The organism is Streptomyces buecherae (genome assembly GCF_014295035.1).
Taxonomy (GTDB): Bacteria; Actinomycetota; Actinomycetes; order Streptomycetales; family Streptomycetaceae; genus Streptomyces; species Streptomyces youssoufiensis.
Map to the genome: position 1 here is coordinate 1,149,456 of NZ_CP060404.1, position 19,461 is coordinate 1,168,916.

The window sequence follows — 19,461 nt, forward strand, 5'->3', positions numbered from 1 at the left end:
CAGGTCCCAGTGTGGCTACTCCCGTAGAGGCTGGAAGACTGCTCCCATGAGCCCGAACGACTCCACCGCTTCCCCCCGCTCCGACTCCGCCAGCTCCCCCGTCGTCCTCGACGTGTGGTGCGAGCTCCAGTGCCCCGACTGCCGCTCGGCCCTCGCTGACCTGCGGGAGCTGCGGGCCCGCTACGGCGACGCCCTGGACGTGCGGCTGCGGCACTTCCCGCTGGCCAAGCACCCGCACGCGTACGCGGCGGCCCAGGCGGCGGAGGAGGCCGCGGCGCAGGGCCTGGGCTGGCCGTACGTGGAGGCGGTGCTGGAGCGGGTGGCCGAGCTGGACGCGCGCGGGGTGCCGGTGCTCGTGGAGGTGGCGCGGGAACTGGGCCTGGACGCCGAGGAGTTGGACACCGCGCTGATCGACGGCCGGCACCTGCTGGCCGTGGACGCGGACCAGGCCGAGGGGCAGGCGATCGGGGTCACCGGCACCCCGACGTACGAGATCGGCGGTGAGCGGCTGGACGGTGGGAAGAGCCAGGAGGGGCTGCGGGAGCGGATCACCGAGATCGCTGACCGGCTGCTCGGCGAGAGCGGGCCGCGGTAGCCGGAGGCCGCAGCGGGCCCGGCACGCACCCGCTCGCTTCTCCCAGCGGGTGCGGCGGGGCCGGGCCTAGAGCAGCGACTTGACCATGTGCGTCACGACGTACCGGTACCCCAGCGACTCGTACAGGCGGACCGCTGGCGTGTTGTTCGCGAAGACGTGCAGGCCGAGCCGGGTGACGCCGGCGGCCAGGCTCTCGCGCTCGGCGACCAGCAGCAGGCTGCGGCCGTGCCCCTGGCCACGGTGCTCGGGCGCGACCTCGACGGCGTAGACGTACGCGCCCTCGCCGTTCTCGGAGCGGTCGCCGATCGCGATCCAGATGTTCCCGCGGGCCACGTCCTCGTGGGTGAGCACCCGGAGCAGGACGGAGCGGGTCGCGGGTCCGTCGGGCAGCAGGGTGGCGTAGTCGGCGTCGGCCTTCGTCGTGGCCTGCTCCTCGGGGACGCCGCGGTCCGTCCAGCTACGGATGTAGGTGGCCCGTTCCCGGGCGAACCACTCCGGGTACTCCGCGTCGGTCAGCGGTCGGACGCGGGTCGCGGGCGGCAGTTCGGGCGACTCGGTCAGGTCCTTGACCATGTTGTGGCCGCGCGCGGTGTAGCCGAGGGCGGTGGTCAGGGCGAGGGCGCCGTGGGCGTCGGCCGGCACGGAGGCCGACACCTGGGTGCAGCCCCAGCCGCGCAGCACCTCCTCCGCGGCGAGCGCGGCCACGGTGCCGCGCCCCCGCCGCCGATCGCCTTCGGCGATGCTCAGGTGCCGTATCTTCCCGAACCTTCCGCCGAACCGGTCGTCGGTGCTCAGTTCGGCGGTGCCGACGGGCCGGCCGTTGACGCACACCTCGTACGCGCGGGAGCGGACCCCGTCGGCGGACTCCTGCTGCGGGGCGGTCGGTCTCAAGGTGGTGGTCACGTGGTTGTTGTACCCGCCGGACCGGGCGCCCGTCACCACGTTTTCCCGGACCCGGTGCGCGGGGCCTGAACCCGGTGCGCACGCCCCGGACCCGTACGACCAGACGCGTACGCACCGCGCGGGGCAGCCGCGCCGAACCCTGCCGGTGGCGTCGGCCTGGCGTGCGCTAGCGGGGGTCGGAGTCGGCCGCCGCGCGCTGGGCGAAGGTCCGCATGGCCGCGCGGGTCACCTGGCCTGGCGCCGGTGTCAGGGTGCGGCCCGCGCCCTCGGGGCCGAGTCGGTGCACGGCCTGCACGTCGCGCAGGGTCGAGGTCAGGAAGATCTCCTCGGCGTCGTCGAGCGCCGACAGCGGCAGGTCCGTCTCCTTGGCGCCCACCCACTCCAGGACCAGCGCGCGGGTGATGCCGGGCAGGCAGCCGGAGGTCAGCGGCGGGGTGTGCAGCTCGCCGTCGATGACGAGGAAGACGTTGGAGCCGGTGCCCTCGCAGAGCTGCCCCACGGTGTTGGCGAACAGCGCCTCGGACGCGCCCTGCTGGCGCGCCGCGCTCAGGGCGACGACGTTCTCCGCGTACGAGGTGGACTTCAGGCCGGCGAGGGCGCTGCGCTCGTTGCGGGTCCAGGGGACGGTGATCGCGGCGGTGGTGTCGGGGCTCGGGGCGGTCGGGCTGAGCGCCACGACGAGCGTGGGGGCCGACTGGCCTCGGTCGGAGCCGAGCGGCGCGAGCCCGCCGGTGTAGGTGATCCGCAGTCGTCCCAGGGGCATGGGGTTGTCGGCCAGCACGGCGGCGACGGCCCGGCGCACCTCGTCGGCGTCGGGCTCGGCCAGTCCCAGGCCGCGGGCCGAGGTGGCGAGCCGGTCCAGGTGGCGGGTGAGCGCGAAGGGGACGCCGTCGACGGCCTTGAGTGTTTCGAATATGCCGTCGCCGACCGTTATGCCGTGGTCGAAGACCGAGACGCGGGCCTCACTCTCGTCCCGCAGTGCCCCATCGAGCCAGATCGTCACCGTATCGTCCCCTCTGCCGCCTGTTGTGCCCCCGACGCTACCGCGAGCAGGCGCGACGCCTTGAGCTCGGTCTCGTGCCACTCGCGCTCCGGGTCGGAGCCCCAGGTGATGCCGGCGCCGGTGCCGAAGCGCAGCACCGGGCCGCCGGCGGCGGTCGCGGGCGACGGGTCGCTGGGGGCGCGGTCGATCCAGAAGGTGCGGATGCCGACGGCCACCTCGCCGGTGCGCTGGTCGGCGTCCACCCAGCCGATGCCGCCGCAGTACGGGCCGCGCGGGGCCGTCTCCAGCGCGTCGATGATCGCCAGCGCGCTGGTCTTGGGGGCGCCGGTCACCGAACCCGGCGGGAAGGTCGCGGTCAGCAGCTCGGGCCAGCCCGCGCCGTCGGCCAGTTCGCCGCGCACCGTGGAGACCAGGTGGACCAGGCCCGGGTGCGGCTCCACGGCGCACAGCGCGGGCACCGTCACCGAGCCGGTGGCGCAGACCCGGCCCAGGTCGTTGCGGACCAGGTCCACGATCATCACGTTCTCGGCGTAGTCCTTCTCCAGCAGCTCGGCCGCGACCCGCCCGGTCCCCTTGATCGGGCCGGACTCGACCACGCGGCCGGTCCGGCGCACGAACAGTTCCGGCGACGCCGTGGCCACCTCCACGCCGTGCGCGGGGAGCCGGACCGTGCCGGCGTACGGGGCGGGGTTGCCCCGGGCCAGCACCGCGGTCAGCGCGTCGACGTCGGCGGGGGCGCCCCCGGGCATGGGCGGCAGCGGCGCGGACAGCACCCGGCAGAGGTTGGCCTGGTACACCTCGCCCGCCGCGATGTGCTGCCGGACGCGGCGCACGCCGGCCGTGTACGCGGCCCGGTCCAGGGAGGAGGTCCAGGCGTCCACGGTGGGGCCACGCCAGGCGCCCGGGGTCGGCCGAGGCACCGGCGCGGGGCGCACGTCGCCGAAGCGGGCGCAGGTCAGCCGGCCCTCGAAGTCGGCGACCACGACCCAGAAGCCCGTCGATTCCAGGGCGGCGGGATCGCTGGTGACGTCGCGCAGGTCGGTGGCGAGGCGTCCGCCGAAGCGGGCCAGGGGCGGCAGGTCGTACACGGTGGCGAGTCTATGGCGGGGGCGCGGGGACCGCTGTGAGGTGGCGACCACCGCAGCACGCTGCGGAAACGGAATTTGAGCTGGCCCAGGAATCCGCTAGAGTTCAACACGTCGCCGGGACACGGAAGCGTTCTGGACAACGACAACTGCGGACGTGGCTCAGTTGGTAGAGCATCACCTTGCCAAGGTGAGGGTCGCGAGTTCGAATCTCGTCGTCCGCTCGAAGTGAAGGATTCGTCCTTCGCTCCTGGTGGAGTGGCCGAGAGGCGAGGCAACGGCCTGCAAAGCCGTCTACACGGGTTCAAATCCCGTCTCCACCTCGGACGATTAGCTCAGCGGGAGAGCGCTTCCCTGACACGGAAGAGGTCACTGGTTCAATCCCAGTATCGTCCACTGGACCTTCGGGTCTCGCACGACCCGGATCCCTGAGGATCACTCGCCAGCCTTCCGGGGCTGGCGATCCCGCGCGATTAGCTCAGCGGGAGAGCGCTTCCCTGACACGGAAGAGGTCACTGGTTCAATCCCAGTATCGCGCACGCAGCAATGCACATCCCGGACGATTAGCTCAGCGGGAGAGCGCTTCCCTGACACGGAAGAGGTCACTGGTTCAATCCCAGTATCGTCCACACTTCACGGCCGGTGGCCGGAGCTTCGTCGCTCCGGCCATCGGCCGTTTGACGTGCGCGGGCACGCGGACGCGGGGCCCGTGGCCCGGTGTCGGGCCGGGCCACGGGCCCCGCGCTGTGCGTCGCGCCGGGCGCGGGCGGTCAGGACGAGAAGAGCATGTGCCCGAAGCCGCGCCGCCGGCCGTGGTGGCCGTGGTGCTGACCCTGGTGGGGGGCGCCCCAGGCGGGAGCCGCGGGGTACGCCTGCGGGGCGTGGCCCGCGGCCGGGGCGGGCGGGGGCGGCGGGGCCTGCTGCACCCACTGCGACTCAAGCTGCGTCAGCGACTCAAGCTCCCCGTAGTCCAGAAAGATCCCCCGGCAGCCACTGCACTGCTCGATCTGCACGCCGTTGCGGTTGTACGTGTGCATCGGCGCATGACACTTGGGACACTGCATGGTCCGCTCAACTCCTAGCCATCGGCATCAGCGCCACCGGAACAGGCGCCCGGCGGCGATGAGTTCACCCTACGGCGTGCGCCCCCGTCGCCCGTCCCTGGTTCGGGGCATCGGGTGCGGAACCCTCGCGCGGGAGCGGGCGCGGGCGGGCGCGGCTCCCCGGGCGGGTGGCCCCTCAGAGGGGTGGGGAGGCCGGCAGGCCCGTGTCGGGCGCGGTCGGGACGCCCGTCATGCGCGCGCAGGCGTCGACCATGGCCTGCTCGGCCGCCTCCAGCGCGCGGCCCGCGGCGGCGGCCTTGGCCAGGCCCGATGCCGCGCTCTGCACGGTCAACGCCCGGGCGGGCACGTCGAGCCTGGGCCAGGGGTCGTCGCCCTCCCCCGCCGCCGTACCGCCCGCCGACCGGTAAGCGGCCAACAGGCGCGTCCACTCGTCGGGGTCGAGCAGCCCGGTGGCGAACCAGGCGGCGGGGCGGGCCAGGTCCCAGGCGGGATCGCCGCGCCCGAGGTCGTCGACGTCGATGAGCAGCCACCCGTCGGCCGCCGCCGTGTCGGCGCGGGGGCTGGTCGGCGGGGAGCCCACCAGTTGGCCCAGGTGCAGGTCTCCGTGGCACAGGTGGTCGGTCGCGGGCGCGGGGGCCGCGCCGCGCGCCCAGGCGGGCAGCGTCGCGGCGGCCCGGTGGACGGCGCGGGCGGCGGGCGAGGTGGCGACGGGGGCGGGCGCGGCGCGCAGCCGTTCCAGCGCGGCGGCCACCTTCGCCGGTCCCCGCGTCGGGGGTACGGGCCCCGGCAGCGCGTCCACCGGCACCCGGTGCAGCCGTGCGAGCAGGACGCCCAACGCCTCCCAGGGCGCGGCCTCCCGGTCGTCGGGGGACACGGGCACACCGTAGGGCCACAGGCTCGCCAGGCGCCCGTCGCTCACCGGCGCGAGCAGGGGCGTGGCCGAGACGGGGTCCGGCGCGGCCGGCGCGCTGTGGTGGGGCGAGGCTGACCCGGGCGCCGGGCGGGGGGAGGGAAGGGGCGGGGGTAGCGCGATGGGGAGGGGCGCGAGGAGGCAGGCGCGCAGGCGCGGGTGGGCCGCGACGCGCAGCCGGGCGGCCAGTTCGGCCGGGGCGCTGTCGGCGGCGTGCACCTTGTAGACGACCGGCCCGAACCGTACGACCGTCCCGTCGGGTCGGTCGGCGAGCACCTGTGGCTCGGCTCCCGCGCCGTGCCCCGGCGTGGGCAGGTGGCGCACGAGGGCGGCGGTGCGGCCCCCGCTCGCCACGTCCGGCGGGCGAACGGCGGCGCCCGGGGCGGCGGATTCGGTGTTCACGAGACCCCCGTGCTGGTGCGGGGGCGCGGCGCGGCCCCGAAGCGGTGTGGGGATCGTACGCGCCGGCGCCGGTCGGGGCGGGCGCACGGGAGGGGAAGCGCCCGGGCTGGCACGCACGAGGGCCCTGGTTCCTCGATCCCCATCGAGGCACCAGGGCCCTTCTCTGCCCGGGGGCCGTGGCCTCGGCGAGTGATACCTCGCCATGGCCGTCGGCCGTCCGAGCTGCGTGCCGTCCGCCGCACCCCCGTCCCCACGGGGTTAATGACCGGAAGTCCCCGGCCCGGGCCGCTCTCCCGGGCCCGGAGCGACTAGCGCTCCAGTATTCCGACCACGGACGACGTCTGTGTGACGACGGCTTCCCAGCCGCCGAACACGACCGCGAGGAGTGCGGCGATCGGCAGCACCATGGCCGCCGCCACCAGCGGGTGGCGCGTCCCCGGTCGCCGGGTGCCAAGCGCGGTGGGCAAGCGCCGCTGCTGTGCTTGGAAGTCCGTGCGTCCTGCGGTGACCGCCATCGTCCCCTCCTCGTGTCTGCTTGGGGCGGCGAGCGTCTGACCTCGGGGGACGAGTGCTGCGCCCGCCGCTTGACCTCAACATTAGGTCCGCGACCGGGGGGTGGGCGTCATGCCCTCGTACCGATTACCGGGCCTCCCGGAGGATGACCCGGGGGTGTAGCCGGTACTCCCCTGGTTGGAGACCTGGGCCTGAGCCCCCGGGTCTTCCCTGAGAGGGACCCTCATCTCGCAGGACGAGAGTCCCGGCGGCGCACGGGTCCCGAGGCGAGCACGCCGGCTCACTCACGTGACGGAGGACCAGGCCACGTGCGCCGCGCACCGCCACGACGCCAAACGGAACTGCCGCGTCCGCCCGGTGGGGCCATGCCGCCCCGTAGGGCGCTGTCGCGCCGCGCCCCCGGGTGACATCCCTCACGTCACGGGCCGCCCCGCACGCCGTGTGGTCGCCCTCGGGGTGCCGGCGGCGGGCCGGCGCCGCGCTGCCGCGCGCGGCCTCCCCTGCGGCGACCACGCTCCGTGCACGACCTCCGGTCACGGCCCCAATCCCCGTTCGGCGGCGGCCCCTTGGCCGGGGGCGCGCGGCGGGGGCCCGTGCGCGCCGTGGCGTCGGTCCGGCGTGCCGGTGGAGTGACGCGCCCCGACAATCCGTCTCCCGACGCATGCGCGGCCTCTGCGCACACCGCCCCGTCAATCCGTAAGCTGTGGCTCGTCAGACGGGCAGCAGTGTGGGGCCTCCCCACCGGAGGTAGGGGACGGACATGGCGATGATGCGGCTCCGGCGCGAGGACCCGCGTGTCGTCGGCTCGTTCCGGCTCCACCGTCGGCTCGGCGCGGGCGGGATGGGCGTGGTCTACCTGGGCTCCGACCGGCGCGGCCAGCGGGTCGCGCTGAAGGTGATCCGGCCGGATTTGGCCGAGGACCAGGAGTTCCGGTCGCGCTTCGCCCGGGAGGTCTCGGCCGCCCGGCGCATCCGGGGCGGCTGTACGGCGCGGCTGGTGGCCGCCGATCTGGAGGCGGACCGCCCCTGGTTCGCGACCCAGTACGTGCCCGGGCCCTCGCTGCACGACAAGGTCGGCGACGACGGGCCGTTGCCCGCCTCGCAGGTCGCCTCGATCGGGGCCGCGCTCGCCGAGGGGCTGCTCGCGGTGCACGACGCGGGCGTGGTGCACCGGGACCTCAAGCCGTCGAACATCCTGCTCTCGCCCAAGGGCCCGCGCATCATCGACTTCGGCATCGCCTGGGCCACCGGGGCCAGCACGCTCACCCACGTGGGCACGGCCGTCGGCTCCCCCGGCTTCCTCGCCCCGGAGCAGGTGCGGGGCGCGGCCGTGACGCCGGCGACGGACGTGTTCGCCCTCGGCGCCACCCTCGCCTACTCGTCGACCGCCGACTCCCCCTTCGGGCAAGGGAGTTCGGAGGTCATGCTCTACCGCGTCGTGCACGAGGAGCCGCAGCTCGCGGGCGTGCCTGACGCGCTCGCGCCGCTGCTGCACGCCTGCCTGGCCAAGGATCCCGAGGACCGGCCGAGCACGCTACAACTGTCGCTGCGGCTCAAGGAGATCGCCGCCCGCGAGGCGCACGGCCTGCCGTCGGCGCGCCGCGTGGACCCGCAGGAGGCGGCGCGGCAGCGCGGCGAGCGGCCGAGCGGCCGGCTGGCCGAGGAGTACGCGCGGCAGCGCACGGAGCGGCGCACCGGCGGCTCTCCCCCGCCCCGTCGGGCGGCGACGCGCGGCGAGGCGCCGCGCGGGCCCGTCGCGCGCGGCACCGGCGCGCGTACGGGTCCCGGCTCCGTGTCCGGCCGTACGGGCGGCGCTCCGCGCTCCGGCTCGGCCGCGCGGCCGGGGGCGCGTACGGGTGGCGGCGGCGCGCCGCGCACCGGGGGTGGTTCGGTGCCCCGCCCGGCCGACGCGTCCCGGCACCCCGCGGCGCGGCCCAAGAACGGGCCGGGCGCGCGGACCGGGAGTGGCGGGTCGCGTGCGGGCGGCCGGGCCACGGGCGCGCGGGGGCCCGGGCGCCGCGGGGACGGGCGGACTCAGGGGCGCGGTACGGCCACGGGGCGCCGGCCGGCGCAGACCAGTCGTCGGCTGCTGCGGCAGCGACTTATCGTTTTTGTCGTGGTGACGCTGCTGGTGGCGCTGGGCATCGCGGCGGCGCAGGGCTGCCAGGGCCCCACCCGCGGCCTGGGCCCCAGCGGCCCGGCGCCGACCGCCACGACCGGTCAGGCCGCGGGGCAGAACGCCACGGGGCTGAACGCGGTGGATCACCGACCGTACGACGCCGGCCAGGCCGGCGGGGCGCGGGGTTTCGCCGGAGCGCCGCACGCGCCGTCCGGGCGCGGTTGAGGTCGGCTGGCCCCTCCCCCGTCACGTCGGCGTCCGCCGGTACGCCGCTGCGCGCTCCAGGCGCGCGACCGGACGCCGATCCACGATTCCCGGCCGGCCGCCCGACTCCGCGCGGGTGGCGGGCGGCTGACGCCGGGTCGGTCGCGGGGTGGGCCTATGCGGTGGGGCGGCCCGTGGTGACGGCGTAGAACGCGACGGCCGCCGCCGCCGCGACGTTCAGGGAGTCCACGCCGTGTGCCATCGGGATGCGCACCCAGGCGTCGGCGGCGGCCAGGGCGTGTCGGGACAGGCCGTTGCCCTCGGCGCCGAGCAACAGCGCCGCGCGCTCCAGGCGGTGCGGGGCGGCCTCGTCGATCGAGGTGGCCTTCGCGTCCGGGGTCAGCGCGAGCAGGGTGAAGCCCGCCTCGCGCACCTGGGTCAGATCGCGCGGCCAGGTCGTCAGGCGGGCGTACGGCACGGAGAAGACGGCGCCCATGGACACCTTGACGGAGCGCCGGTACAGCGGGTCGGCGCAGTCCGGGGACAGCAGTACCGCGTCCATGCCGAGCGCGGCGGCGCTGCGGAACGCCGCTCCGATGTTGGTGTGGTCGTTCACGGCTTCGAGGATGGCCACCCGGCGCGCGGTGGCCAGCACCTCGGTGGCCTCGGGGAGCGGCTTGCGGGCCATCGAGGCGAGGGCGCCACGGTGCACGTGATAGCCCGTCACGCGCTCGGCCAGGGCCGGGTCGACGGCGTACACCGGGGCCGGGGCCTCGTCGATGACGTCGCGCATGGCGTCGACCCACTTGGCCGAGAGCAGCATCGAGCGCATGGCGTACCCCGCCTCCAGGGCCCGCCTGATCACCTTCTCGCCCTCGGCGATGAACAGCCCTTCGGCGGGCTCGCGCCGGCGGCGCAGCTCGACGTCGGTCAGGTCGGTGTAGTCGGCGAGGCGCGGGTCGGCGGGGTCGTCGATGGTGATGAGTTCGGCCACGTGCTGATACTGCCTTGTCTGGTCCTGGCGTGGGCCCGCGGGGCGGGCGGCTGAGCGGGAGCGTGCGGCGGGGCGGAGCGGGGCATGCGACGCGGCCGTGGGCGCCGCGCTGGCTACGCCGGCCGCTTCGGCCCGACGGTCACCACGTCGCCGATGACGATGACGGCGGGCGGGCGCACGCCCTCAGCCTTCGCCCGCTCGCCGACGGTCGCCAGCGTGGCGTCCACGCGGCGCTGGGCGGCCGTGGTGCCCTCCTGGACGATGGCGACCGGGGTGTCGGCGGGGCGGCCGTGGCTGACCAGCGCGGCGGCGATGGCGCCGACCTTCTCGACGGCCATGAGCAGCACGAGGGTGCCGCGCAGCCTGGCGAGCGCCGCCCAGTCCACCAGCGAACGCGGGTCATCGGGGGCGACGTGGCCGCTGACGACGGTGAACTCGTGGGCGACGCCGCGGTGCGTGACGGGTATGCCGGCGGCGCCGGGAACGCTGATGGAGCTGGAGATGCCGGGCACCACCGTGCACGGAATCCCGGCCTCGGCGAGCGCCTCGGCCTCCTCCATGCCACGGCCGAAGACGAACGGGTCGCCGCCCTTGAGGCGTACCACCGCCTTGCCCGCCCTGGCGTGCTCGATGAGCGCCGCGTTGATGGCCTCCTGGGCCATGAACCTGCCGTACGGGATCTTCGCGGCGTCGATCACCTCGACGTGCGGGGGCAACTCGTCCAGCAGGTCGCGCGGGCCGAGCCGGTCGGCGATGACCACGTCCGCGGCGGCCAGCAGGCGCCGGCCGCGCACGGTGATCAGGTCGGGGTCGCCGGGACCGCCGCCCACCAGCGCGACCCCGGGCAGCGGCGCCCCGGCGTCCATCGCGGTGGCCGCGGCGGCCTGGCCCTCAGCGGCGAGGCGGTGGTGCGGGGCGGCCAGGGTGCCGTCCCGCAGGCCCTCGACGATCGCGTCCCGCAGGGCGGCGGAGCGGCGTGGGTCGCGGCCGGTGAGGACGGCCACGGTGACGCCGTCGCCGCGCCCGGTGGCCGGGGTCCAGGCCGTGGCCGCCTCGGCGTCGTCGCTGCGCACGCACCACACCCGGCGGGACTCCGCCTCGGCGGAGGCGGCGGCGTTGGCCTCGGGGTCGTTGGTGGCGACCAGCACGTACCAGGCGTCGGCGAGGTCGCCGTCCCGGTAGCGGCGGCGCTCCCAGCGGATCTCGCCGCCGTCGGCCATGGCCTCGACGGACGGGGTGGCCGACGACGAGATGAGCACGACGTCCGCGCCCGCCGCGATGAGCGCCGGCAGCCGGCGCTGTGCTACCTGGCCGCCGCCGATGACGACGACGCGCCGTCCGCTCAGGCGCAGCCCTACGGGGTAGGCGGGGTTCTCGGACATGACGGTACGGCTCCTCGTACGGCGTAAGGCGCCGCTACTGCACCGGAGCGGCTGGTCAGGATGGGCGCGGGCCCTGCGCACACCTTACGGGGGCGGGCAGGGCCCGCGTGGGTGGAGGCGGTGGTGCGGGGCCTGGCGGGCTGGCGGGAGCCGGGTCCGGCGAGTGGGTCGCGGGCCGGCGGGCGGCCCGGCCTCCGGCGGCGTTCGGTCGCCGGAGGCGGGGCCGGTGCGGGGCCTGGGCCCCGGCGGCACTCGGCTGCCGGCCTTTCGGGCCGGTGTGGGGGGCGCCCCACACCGGCCCGGCCGCGCGGTCAGTTCTTCTCGGTCACGCCGGCCGCGTCGAACGTGGCCACCTCGTGCATGGCGCGCGCGGCGCTCTGCACCACCGGCAGGGCCAGCAGCGCGCCGGTGCCCTCGCCGAGTCGCAGGTCGAGGTCGACCAGCGGGCGCAGGCCCAGCTTGGTGAGGGCCGCCACGTGCCCGGGCTCGGCGCTGCGGTGCCCGGCGATGCACGCGGCCAGCGCCTCGGGTGCGATGGCCCGGGCGACCAGCGCCGCGGCGCCCGCGCTCACCCCGTCGAGGATGACCGGCGTGCGCAGCGAGGCGCCGCCGAGCAGGAAGCCCACCAGGGCGGCGTGTTCCAGGCCGCCGACCGCCGCGAGCACGCCGATCGGGTCGGCGGGGTCCGGCTGGTGGAGTTCGATGGCGCGGCGCACCACGTCCACCTTGCGGGCCAGCGTCTCGTCGGTGATGCCGGTGCCGCGACCGGTGATCTCGGCCGGGTCGGCCCCGGTGTAGACGGCGATCAGCGCGGCGGACGCGGTGGTGTTGGCGATCCCCATCTCGCCCGTGAGCAGCGCCTTGTTGCCCGCGGCGACCAGGTCGCGGGCCGTCTCGATGCCCACCTCGATGGCGCGCAGCGCGTCCTCGCGGGACATGGCGGGCCCGACCGTGAAGTCGGCCGTGCCCGGCAGCACGTTGCGCGGCAACAGGCCGGGGGTGCTGGGCAGTTCGGAGGCGACGCCCACGTCCACGACGCAGACCTCGGCGCCGACCTGGTTGGCGAACGCGTTGCACACCGCGCCGCCGGCCAGGAAGTTGGCCACCATCTGGCCCGTGACCTCCTGCGGCCACGCCGTGACGCCCTGGGCGTGCACGCCGTGGTCCCCCGCGAAGATCGCCACGGCGGCGGGCTCCGGGATCGGCGGCGGGCACTTGCGCGAGAGCCCGCACAACTGCGCCGAGATGATCTCCAGCATGCCGAGCGCGCCCGACGGCTTGGTCATCCGCTTCTGCCGCTCCCACGCCTCGCCGAGCGCCTTGGCGTCCAGCGGCCGGATGCCGCGCAGCGTCTCCTGCAGCAGGTCGTGCGGCTGCTCACCGGGGAGCGCGCGCCGGCCGTACGTCTCCTCGTGCACCACCCACGACAGCGGGCGCCGCTTCGACCAGCCCGCCTGCGACAGCTCGGGCTCGGCCGGGAACTCGTCCACGTAGCCGACGCACAGGTAGGCCACGACCTCCAGGTGCTCGGGCAGGCCGAGAGCGCGCACCATCTCGCGCTCGTCGAAGAAGCTCACCCAGCCCACGCCCAGGCCCTCGGCCCGGGCGGCGAGCCACAGGTTCTCCACCGCCAGCGCGGAGGAGTACGGCGCCATCTGCGGCTGGGTGTGCCGCCCGAGGGTGTGCCGCCCGCCACGGGTGGGGTCGGCGGTGACGACGATGTTGACCGGCGTGTCGAGAATCGCCTCGATCTTGAGTTCCTTGAACTGCTTGGCCCGCGCCTTCGGCAACGACTTCGCGTACGCCTCCCGCTGTCGCTGGGCCAACTCGTGCATCGTGCGCCGGGTCTCGGCCGACCGGATCACGACGAAGTCCCACGGCTGGGAGTGGCCGACGCTGGGCGCGGTGTGCGCGGCCTCCAGGACGCGCAGCAGCACCTCGTGCGGGATCGGGTCCGGGCGGAACCCGTTGCGGATGTCCCGGCGCTCGCGCATCACGCGGTGCACGGCGGCGCGCTCGGCCTCGTCGTACCCCTCGGCCGCGGGACGCAGCGGCGCGACCGTCGCCTGCGACTGCGCCTGCTCGGCCTCGGCCGCCGGCTCGGCCGGCCCGCCCTGGGCGGGCTGGGCGCCGTCGGCGGCCGGTCGCGCCGGCCCGGGGACGGCGGGTGCCACGGGCGCGGGCGCGTCGGCGGCGGCGTTCGGCTCGGCGGACCGCGCGGCGGGGATGCCACCGGACACCGGGCTCGCGGCCTGCGGTGCTGCCGCGGGCGCGGGTTCGGCGGGCTCGGGGGCCGTACGCGGCTCCTCGGCCGCCGGGGCCGCCTGGGCGGCCACGGGCGCGGGGGCCGGCGTACCGGCCGCGGCGGACGCGCCGGCGTCGGCCGGGCGGCTGTCGGCCGGGGCCGGGGCCGGGGTCTGGATCTTGTCCTCGGACCCGTTCGCGACGGACTCGGTGGCCACGGGCTGGGCTTCCTGCATGGTCCGGGCTCCGTCCGTGGCAACCGGTGTGTCGGAGCCCGCGGACGCGGCACCGCTCTGCGTTGCGCCCTCTGCGGGCGCCCCTGTCACCGGTTCGGCGGTTTCGGCCGGCTCGGACGGGGCGACGCCCGGCTCGCCGGTGTCCGACGCGGGGGTGCCCGGCCCGGAGGTGCCCGGCTTGACGACGTCCTGCTTGGCGGCATCCGGCTTGGCGGCGTCGGCTGCCGCGGCGGGGGTCGGTTGCGCCGGCGCGGATTCCTGCGCCGGCGCGGTCGCCTGGTTCGCGGCCGGCGCGCCCGCCGGCTGGTCCTGCCCAGCGGCCTGCGGCTGCGCCGCCGCGGGCTGCTCGGGGGCCGGCTGGCCGGCCGCGTCGGCGGTGGGTTCGGCGTCCTGGGACGCCTCGACCGTCGGCGCGGATGCGGCGGACTGCTGCTCGCCGGGCGACGCGGCATCGGCCGGGGCCTCGCCCTCGGCCTTGTGCTCGGCCTCGGCCTTGTCCTCGGCGGGAGCCTGTCGCGCTGCCGCGCCGGGGGCGGGCGGCTCCTGGACGGGTGCTTCCTCGGCAGCCGCTTCCTGGGCGGGCTTGGGCTGGCCCGCTGCGGCCGGCGCGGCGTCGGTCCCGGTTACGGGTGCGTCGCCCTGGCCGGCGTCGCCTGACGCGGCATCGGCCGGCGGGGCGTCAGGCGATGCGGCGTCAGCCGGTGTGGCGTCGCCTGGGCCGGCGTCGGCGTTCGGCGTGCCGGACTGCGGCTCAGCGGGCTGCGGGGCCTGGTCGTCGGGCGTGTCCTGCGTGGTTGTCGCAGCGGACTGCTTCGGCTGGCCGTCCGACGCGGCGATCGGCGCCGCGTCAGCGGACTGCTCGGCGTTCGCGGCGGTGGGCTGCTCCGCGTCCGCGTTCACGGCCGGTTCGGCGGCGGGTGCGGCTGGCTGGTCCGCGGCGGCCACGGAAGTGCCGTCCTGCGCGGGTGTGGACGCGGGCTCGACCGGCCGCGCGTCCTTGGCGGACGACGCGCCCTGCGGGCCCTCGGCCTCCTCGGGCGCGGCCTCGTTGCCCGACGCTTCGTTGCCCGACGCCTCGTCGCCTGACGCCTCGGCAGCCGGGGCATCGGCCGGCGGGGCCTCGGTCGGCTGAGCGTCGGGGGCGGTGCTGGCCTGCTCCGACGCCGGGTCCTGCGGCGCGGCCGGGCTGCCCTGGTCCGCGCTCTGCGCGGAGGCTGCCTCAACCGAGGCGTCCTGTTCGTCGGCAACCGCGTCGGTGGTGGCGGACGGCTGGTCCGGTGCCGTGACCGTGGCGGGCGGCTGGTCGGCGGCGGGCGCGGCGGCATCGGCCGTGGTCGCCTCGTCCGTCGCGGGCTCGGCACCCGTACCCGCATCGGACTTCGACGCGCTGGCGACGCCCGCAACGGGCACGCCGTTCGCCACCGTACGCCGAGGCTTCGCCGTGGCCCGCCCCTTGGCCGCCGACTTGGCCTGCGGCGTGGGCTTGGCCGGCGCGGCATCCCCCTGCGCCGGCGCGGCGGGGTCGGTCGGCGCGTCAGTGGCGGGCGCTTCGGCGGCGCCTGACGCGGCGGTTGGTGCCGCAGCGGTTGGTGCCGCGGCCTCCGGCGCGGTCGCCGGGGCCCCGGGGGGCGTGCCGGGGGGCTGCGCGGCTCCGGTCGGCTGCGGGGCCACCGCGGTGGCCGGCGTGCCGGCGGCGGGGGGCTGCGCGCCGGCGGGAGCGCCGGGCGTGGACTGGGGTGCGGTCTCGGCAGGCAGTGGTGCGTCCTGTTCGGGCTGTGCGGACCGTACGGGCTGTACGGGGTGTTCTGGTTGCCCCGCCGCTTGCGGCGGCACGGGGGCCGGCCGGGCTTCGGCCGGCTGGGCCACAGGGGCGGTAGCGCGTCGGCCACGCCCCGCACCGGCAGCGGGAGCCGCCTCCGGCGTCGGCTGCGGGCCCGGCTCCGGCTTCGCCGTAGCGGGTTCGGCCACGACGGGCTCAGTGGTCGGAGCGTCGGCGGCTGGTGCGCTGGCATGTGCGCCCGGGGCGTCGGTCGCGGCCTTCGCCGGGCCGGCGGTGGCGGTGCCGGCAGGCGGCGGCGCGGACTCCTCACCGGGGACGGCGGGGGCCTCGCCCGGGGCGGGGGTTGCCGCCTCCGGGGTGGGCGTCGCCGCGTTCGTCGGGGTGGTCGGCTGCTGCGGCGCGGCCTGGGCCGGCTGCGCACCCTCGGCCAGCGCGGCCTGCGCGGGGGCGACCTCGTTCGGAGCGTCGGGCGAGGGTTGCGCGCCGGCGCGCGTCATCCCGCCCGTACCCGCGTCGGCGTGGCCGTCAGCGTCGACGGGCAGCGGTACGCCCGCCGCGCTCGCGCCGGAGTCGGCGGGGGTTGCGGCGGGTTGAGCCGTGGCACCGGGCTGGGTGGCCGCGGCGTTGGCCACGGGCTCCGCGCCCTGGGGGGCCACGGGTTGCGCGCCGGCCTTCGCGGCGGACTGCTGGGTTGCGGGGGCCTGTTCCGTTGCGGTGGTGGTGACCTTGCGCCGGCGCCCCGTACCCGAGGGGACGGCGCTCGGGTCGGCCGGGGTGGGCACGTTCTCGACCGCTGCCGCGCGCCGCGGTCGCCGCCGCGCGCCCCGCGATCCGCCCGACGGAGGCGAAGCCTGCTGCGCAGGCTCCGCCAGCTCACCCGCGGGCTGTTGCGCCGCCTGCGGCTGGTCGGCTGCCGGCGCGGTCGCGCCGTCGGTCGCGGCCTGCACGGGCGCGTGGGAGGCACTGGTCCGCGCCGGCGCGGGGCCGGCCGCGGGTGAACCGGCGGCCTCGCCCCGCTGCGGCACGGACTCGACGGCGGCAGGCGACTGCGCGGCCAGCGGGCCCGCCGGCTGTGCCGTACCGCCCTGCTGACCGACCGTCGGCGCGGCGTCGGCTGACACCTCGGCGGGCAGCGGCGCGGCGGCGGCCTGCTGCGCGGGCGCCGCGCCGGCCTGCTCGGCCTGCGGTACGGGCGCGGCGGTGGGCTCCGGCGCGCCCGGGGCGATGGGCTGCGGTGCTGGTGTTGCTGCTGGTGGCGTCGTGGCGTCGGTGATTATCGCCGCGCCGGGCGCCGGCTCGGGCGTCTCGGGCTGCGGCGTCGCCGGTGCGGGCGCGCCGGGCTGCGGCTGCGGCTGACCAGCCGGCTGCTGCCGGGCTTCGCCCTGGTCGGGGCCTACGGGCTGCGGGGCGGGAGCCGACTGAGTCGCCGTCGGGTCCGTGGGCCCGGGCTGCTGATCGGCGTTGGCCGGTGCCGGTGCGGCGGCACGCTGCTCGCCGTCGGCGGGCGTGCCGGTGGCTGCCGGCGCCTGCCGCGCGGGGCCCTCGACGGGCGGGGTCTGGGCGGCGCCGGGCGCCGGCGTCGCGGGGGCCGTGCGCGCGGGGCCCACCAGTGGGGAGGCGACCGGGGGGCGGCCGACGACGCGCGGCGCCTCGTAGCGCGGCTGCCTGGGGCGCGGCTGGGACTGGCCGGCCGCCTGGCGCGGCGCGGGCACGGAGTTCGCCGCGGCGGGCGCGCCCTGCTGCTCGGCGCCGGTGGTGTTCGGCTGGCGCGCCGGCTCCGGCTGCGGGCCGGAACCCGTGGCGGGAGCCTCAGTCGGGCGGCCGACCGTTTCTGCCGGGGCGCCCGCGACGTGCTGGGCCGTGGGAGCGGCTGACGGGGACTGAGGCTGGGACTGGGGCTGCCAGGGCTCGGCCCGCTGCGGCCCGGCCTGGGCGGGGGCCGCGCCGGGGAGTTCGGGGCTGTCCGCGCCGCCGGCTCCGTCGAGGTACTCGGACCCGCCCGTGGGGGCACCCTGGGGACGCGCCGGGGTCCGCGGACCGGCCGGGCCACGGTCGGCGAGGGACCGTACGACGCCGCCGGTCTGCTCCGCGAGCTGCGGGCGCGCGTGCGGTGGGCGGCGCGCGGGCTGCTCGTGCGGCGCGGGCTGGGCCTGCGGCAGCGGCTGGCCGGGCGCGCCGGGTTGGGCGCCGCGGACCTCGTCGTACGCGAGCGAGCCGGTGTCCCGGCCGCCCGCTTCGTGCGCGCCGGCCGGCGCCGGGTGGGCCGCCGGGGGCCGCGCCTGGTGGTAGCGCGGCTGCTGTTCCGCCCAGGCCCCTTGCGCGCCGGGCATCAGGAGCAGATCATCGTCCTCACCGTGCTCGCCCTGGTCCATGTGGTCGGGGTGGTCCTCGTGTTCGTCGGTGTCAAAGGAGTAGGCCACGGCCGTCTGGCGGCCCGCCTGGCCGGGTGGGTTGCCTGGTGCGACGTCGGCGGTAGCACGAGCATCCGCCGGGCGCGGCGCTCCGGGCTGTCCGCCTGCGTTCGCCGGCAGTCCCTCGCCTGGGATCTCGCCGGTGTCGGTCATGCGTACCCCTCGCCCATCGCTCAGTGCTCCTTCCAACTGCTTTCAAGCAAGAACGAGCGTCCGCGCTGCGCGGCACGTGGCGCGTCCCCCCGCCCGTCGTACCGCGAGCCCCGCCGGATGCGGTGCGCCCAGGTCATGGGCGCGAACGCGGCCTCGGCCGAACGCCAGTACAACGGTCCGCCAGCCTACCCCGGGCCCGCTGGGCGGGGGTCACGGGTGGGGCCGGTGCCCGCAGATCAGGAAGGCGACCGCGCGGTCGCGCTCCGACCAGGCCCGGGCGTCCATCTCCATCGACTGGACCATGACGCACTCGACGCCGTAACCCCCGTCCGAGAGTGCCCTGCTGATGGCTTCCGCCTGGTCACGGGTGGCGGCGTGGGTGACGATGCGTTCGGGGCGGCGGGCGGCGCACGCGGTGGCGACGGCCGCGCCCCCGCCCCCGATGCGGACCACGTCCGGCTCCGGCAGGTCTTCGAGTACCTGTGGCGCCGCGCCGTGCACCACGTGGAGTTGCACCTGGAAACGCCGACCGACGGCCGCGATCCGGCCACAGGTGTCCGCATCCTGGTCGACGGCGATGACCGCCGCGCCGAACCGGGCCGCCTCGACCGCGGCGGCCCCGCTGCCGGCGCCGATGTCCCAGACCAGGTCGCCCACGCGGGGACCGAGGCGGGCGAGTTGGCCGGCGCGCAGCCAGCGGGACTCGCCCTCGCCCCGGTCGGCGGCGGCGCCGTAGGCGGAGCTGGGCAGCGCCCAGCCACGGATGGCCGGCGGGTAGCCGGGGTCGCGGCCGGCGATCCAGCCGCCGCCCTGCGGGCCGCTCGGGGCGGTGGTCTGGCCCGCGCCGCCGATGACGATGACGACGTTCGGATCGCGCCACGTGTGGTCGGCGACCTTGTCCGAGGTGAGCACGGTCATCCGCTCGTGCTCGGTGCCCAGCGCCTCGCAGATGACGAACGTACGGTGCACGGGGCCGAGCAGCAGGGCCAGTTCGGCGGGGCCCGCGCCGGGCGAGGTGAGGACGGCGACCTTGGGGTGGGCCCGGCAGACGTTGACCGCCCGGCGCAGGTCGCGGCTGTGGGCGCTGACGACCTGGGCGTCGTCCCAGGGCATGCCGGCGCGGGCGAAGGCCGCGGCGACGGCGGAGACGGCCGGGACCACCTCGACCTCGAGACCGTGCTCGGGGGCGCGCAGCGCCCGGACGACGCCGAAGAACCCGGGGTCGCCGTCGGCGAAGACCACGGCCGAGCCCCGGTGTCCGGCGATGCGGCGGGCGGCCAGGTCGACGCTGCCGAGTCGGATGCGTTCGGCGCCGGGCGGGACCTCGGGCAGGGCCAGGTGGTGGGCGGCGCCCGCGACCAGCGTGGCGGCGGCGACGGCGGAGCGGGCCGCGTCTGTCAGGGGGGAGCCGTCCCATCCGATCACCGTGACGCGGTCGGCCATCTGTGTCAGTCTCCTGGGCT

At 76.9% G+C, this 19,461-nt stretch carries 11 protein-coding genes, 5 tRNA genes and 1 pseudogene; 7 read left to right on the forward strand and 10 right to left on the reverse strand.

All coding sequences use genetic code 11. The features are described from left to right. Positions 1 to 46 precede the first annotated feature (46 nt). Positions 47 to 595, forward strand: a complete 549-nt coding sequence (locus H7H31_RS04235; protein ID WP_187061183.1) for a DsbA family protein — start codon at positions 47 to 49, stop codon at positions 593 to 595. 66 nt (positions 596 to 661) lie between these two features. Here the strand turns inward: H7H31_RS04235 and H7H31_RS04240 are convergent, their stop codons facing one another. The 3 genes from H7H31_RS04240 to H7H31_RS04250 all read right to left on the reverse strand — a co-directional run bounded on the left by H7H31_RS04240 (position 662) and on the right by H7H31_RS04250 (position 3,589). Further along, a complete protein-coding gene (locus H7H31_RS04240; RefSeq protein ID WP_187061184.1) occupies positions 662 to 1,498 on the reverse strand; it encodes a GNAT family N-acetyltransferase in 837 nt (278 codons plus the stop codon). A 166-nt stretch (positions 1,499 to 1,664) separates the two neighbouring features. After that, on the reverse strand, positions 1,665 to 2,501 hold the full coding sequence (locus H7H31_RS04245) for an aminotransferase class IV (protein ID WP_187061185.1): 837 nt from the start codon (positions 2,499 to 2,501) through the stop codon (positions 1,665 to 1,667). After that, the gene (locus H7H31_RS04250) at positions 2,498 to 3,589 is read right to left on the reverse strand and encodes a chorismate-binding protein (protein WP_187061186.1); all 1,092 of its coding nucleotides are present in this window, start codon (positions 3,587 to 3,589) and stop codon (positions 2,498 to 2,500) included. Before H7H31_RS04250 ends, H7H31_RS04245 begins: the two co-directional genes overlap by 4 nt. Before the next feature lie 148 nt (positions 3,590 to 3,737). Between H7H31_RS04250 and H7H31_RS04255 the strand changes: the two genes are divergently transcribed. The 5 genes from H7H31_RS04255 to H7H31_RS04275 all read left to right on the forward strand — a co-directional run bounded on the left by H7H31_RS04255 (position 3,738) and on the right by H7H31_RS04275 (position 4,215). Next, positions 3,738 to 3,810, forward strand: a tRNA-Gly gene (locus H7H31_RS04255). Positions 3,811 to 3,838: 28 nt separating this feature from the next. After that, positions 3,839 to 3,909, forward strand: a tRNA-Cys gene (locus H7H31_RS04260). Between the two features lies 1 nt (position 3,910). Beyond that, positions 3,911 to 3,982 (forward strand) — tRNA-Val (locus H7H31_RS04265). Between the two features lie 71 nt (positions 3,983 to 4,053). Then, a tRNA-Val gene (locus H7H31_RS04270) sits at positions 4,054 to 4,125 on the forward strand. An 18-nt stretch (positions 4,126 to 4,143) separates the two neighbouring features. Next, positions 4,144 to 4,215: transfer RNA gene (locus tag H7H31_RS04275), tRNA-Val, on the forward strand. Between the two features lie 141 nt (positions 4,216 to 4,356). Here the strand turns inward: H7H31_RS04275 and H7H31_RS04280 are convergent. The 3 genes from H7H31_RS04280 to H7H31_RS04290 all read right to left on the reverse strand — a co-directional run bounded on the left by H7H31_RS04280 (position 4,357) and on the right by H7H31_RS04290 (position 6,477). After that, positions 4,357 to 4,650 carry a TFIIB-type zinc ribbon-containing protein gene (locus H7H31_RS04280; protein WP_187117781.1) on the reverse strand — a complete coding sequence of 98 codons (294 nt, stop codon included), beginning with the start codon at positions 4,648 to 4,650 and terminating at the stop codon, positions 4,357 to 4,359. 175 nt (positions 4,651 to 4,825) lie between these two features. Beyond that, positions 4,826 to 5,884 (reverse strand): aminoglycoside phosphotransferase family protein, encoded by a 1,059-nt coding sequence (locus H7H31_RS04285; RefSeq protein WP_232110235.1) that lies wholly within the window; start codon positions 5,882 to 5,884, stop codon positions 4,826 to 4,828. 386 nt (positions 5,885 to 6,270) lie between these two features. Next, entirely contained in the window at positions 6,271 to 6,477 is a 207-nt protein-coding gene (locus tag H7H31_RS04290) for a hypothetical protein (protein ID WP_176164957.1), read from the reverse strand. A gap of 758 nt (positions 6,478 to 7,235) precedes the next feature. Between H7H31_RS04290 and H7H31_RS04295 the strand changes: the two genes are divergently transcribed. Continuing rightward, positions 7,236 to 8,819, forward strand: coding sequence for a serine/threonine-protein kinase (locus tag H7H31_RS04295; protein ID WP_187060429.1), 1,584 nt, complete (start codon positions 7,236 to 7,238; stop codon positions 8,817 to 8,819). A 154-nt stretch (positions 8,820 to 8,973) separates the two neighbouring features. Here the strand turns inward: H7H31_RS04295 and H7H31_RS04300 are convergent, their stop codons facing one another. The 4 genes and pseudogenes from H7H31_RS04300 to cbiE form a co-directional block, all read right to left on the reverse strand. Continuing rightward, positions 8,974 to 9,792 carry a TrmH family RNA methyltransferase gene (locus H7H31_RS04300; protein ID WP_187060430.1) on the reverse strand — a complete coding sequence of 273 codons (819 nt, stop codon included), beginning with the start codon at positions 9,790 to 9,792 and terminating at the stop codon, positions 8,974 to 8,976. Positions 9,793 to 9,905: 113 nt separating this feature from the next. Next, positions 9,906 to 11,174 carry a uroporphyrinogen-III C-methyltransferase gene (cobA, locus tag H7H31_RS04305; RefSeq protein ID WP_187060431.1) on the reverse strand — a complete coding sequence of 423 codons (1,269 nt, stop codon included), beginning with the start codon at positions 11,172 to 11,174 and terminating at the stop codon, positions 9,906 to 9,908. A gap of 311 nt (positions 11,175 to 11,485) precedes the next feature. Then, positions 11,486 to 13,222 (reverse strand): annotated as a pseudogene (cobT, locus tag H7H31_RS34900) (nicotinate-nucleotide--dimethylbenzimidazole phosphoribosyltransferase); the annotation flags it as partial. A 4,986-nt stretch (positions 13,223 to 18,208) separates the two neighbouring features. Beyond that, positions 18,209 to 19,441 carry a precorrin-6y C5,15-methyltransferase (decarboxylating) subunit CbiE gene (cbiE, locus tag H7H31_RS04315; protein ID WP_187063689.1) on the reverse strand — a complete coding sequence of 411 codons (1,233 nt, stop codon included), beginning with the start codon at positions 19,439 to 19,441 and terminating at the stop codon, positions 18,209 to 18,211. Between the last annotated feature and the right edge of the window lie 20 nt (positions 19,442 to 19,461).

What these genes read in the sequence shown, in the direction of transcription:
- H7H31_RS04290 (WP_176164957.1), bottom strand. Translation starts at nt 6,477, where the DNA reads ATGGCGGTCACCGCAGGACGCACGGACTTCCAAGCACAGCAGCGGCGC.
- H7H31_RS04295 (WP_187060429.1), top strand. Translation starts at nt 7,236, where the DNA reads ATGGCGATGATGCGGCTCCGGCGCGAGGACCCGCGTGTCGTCGGCTCG.
- cbiE (WP_187063689.1), bottom strand. Translation starts at nt 19,441, where the DNA reads ATGGCCGACCGCGTCACGGTGATCGGATGGGACGGCTCCCCCCTGACA.
- H7H31_RS04280 (WP_187117781.1), bottom strand. Translation starts at nt 4,650, where the DNA reads ATGCAGTGTCCCAAGTGTCATGCGCCGATGCACACGTACAACCGCAAC.
- cobA (WP_187060431.1), bottom strand. Translation starts at nt 11,174, where the DNA reads ATGTCCGAGAACCCCGCCTACCCCGTAGGGCTGCGCCTGAGCGGACGG.
- H7H31_RS04235 (WP_187061183.1), top strand. Translation starts at nt 47, where the DNA reads ATGAGCCCGAACGACTCCACCGCTTCCCCCCGCTCCGACTCCGCCAGC.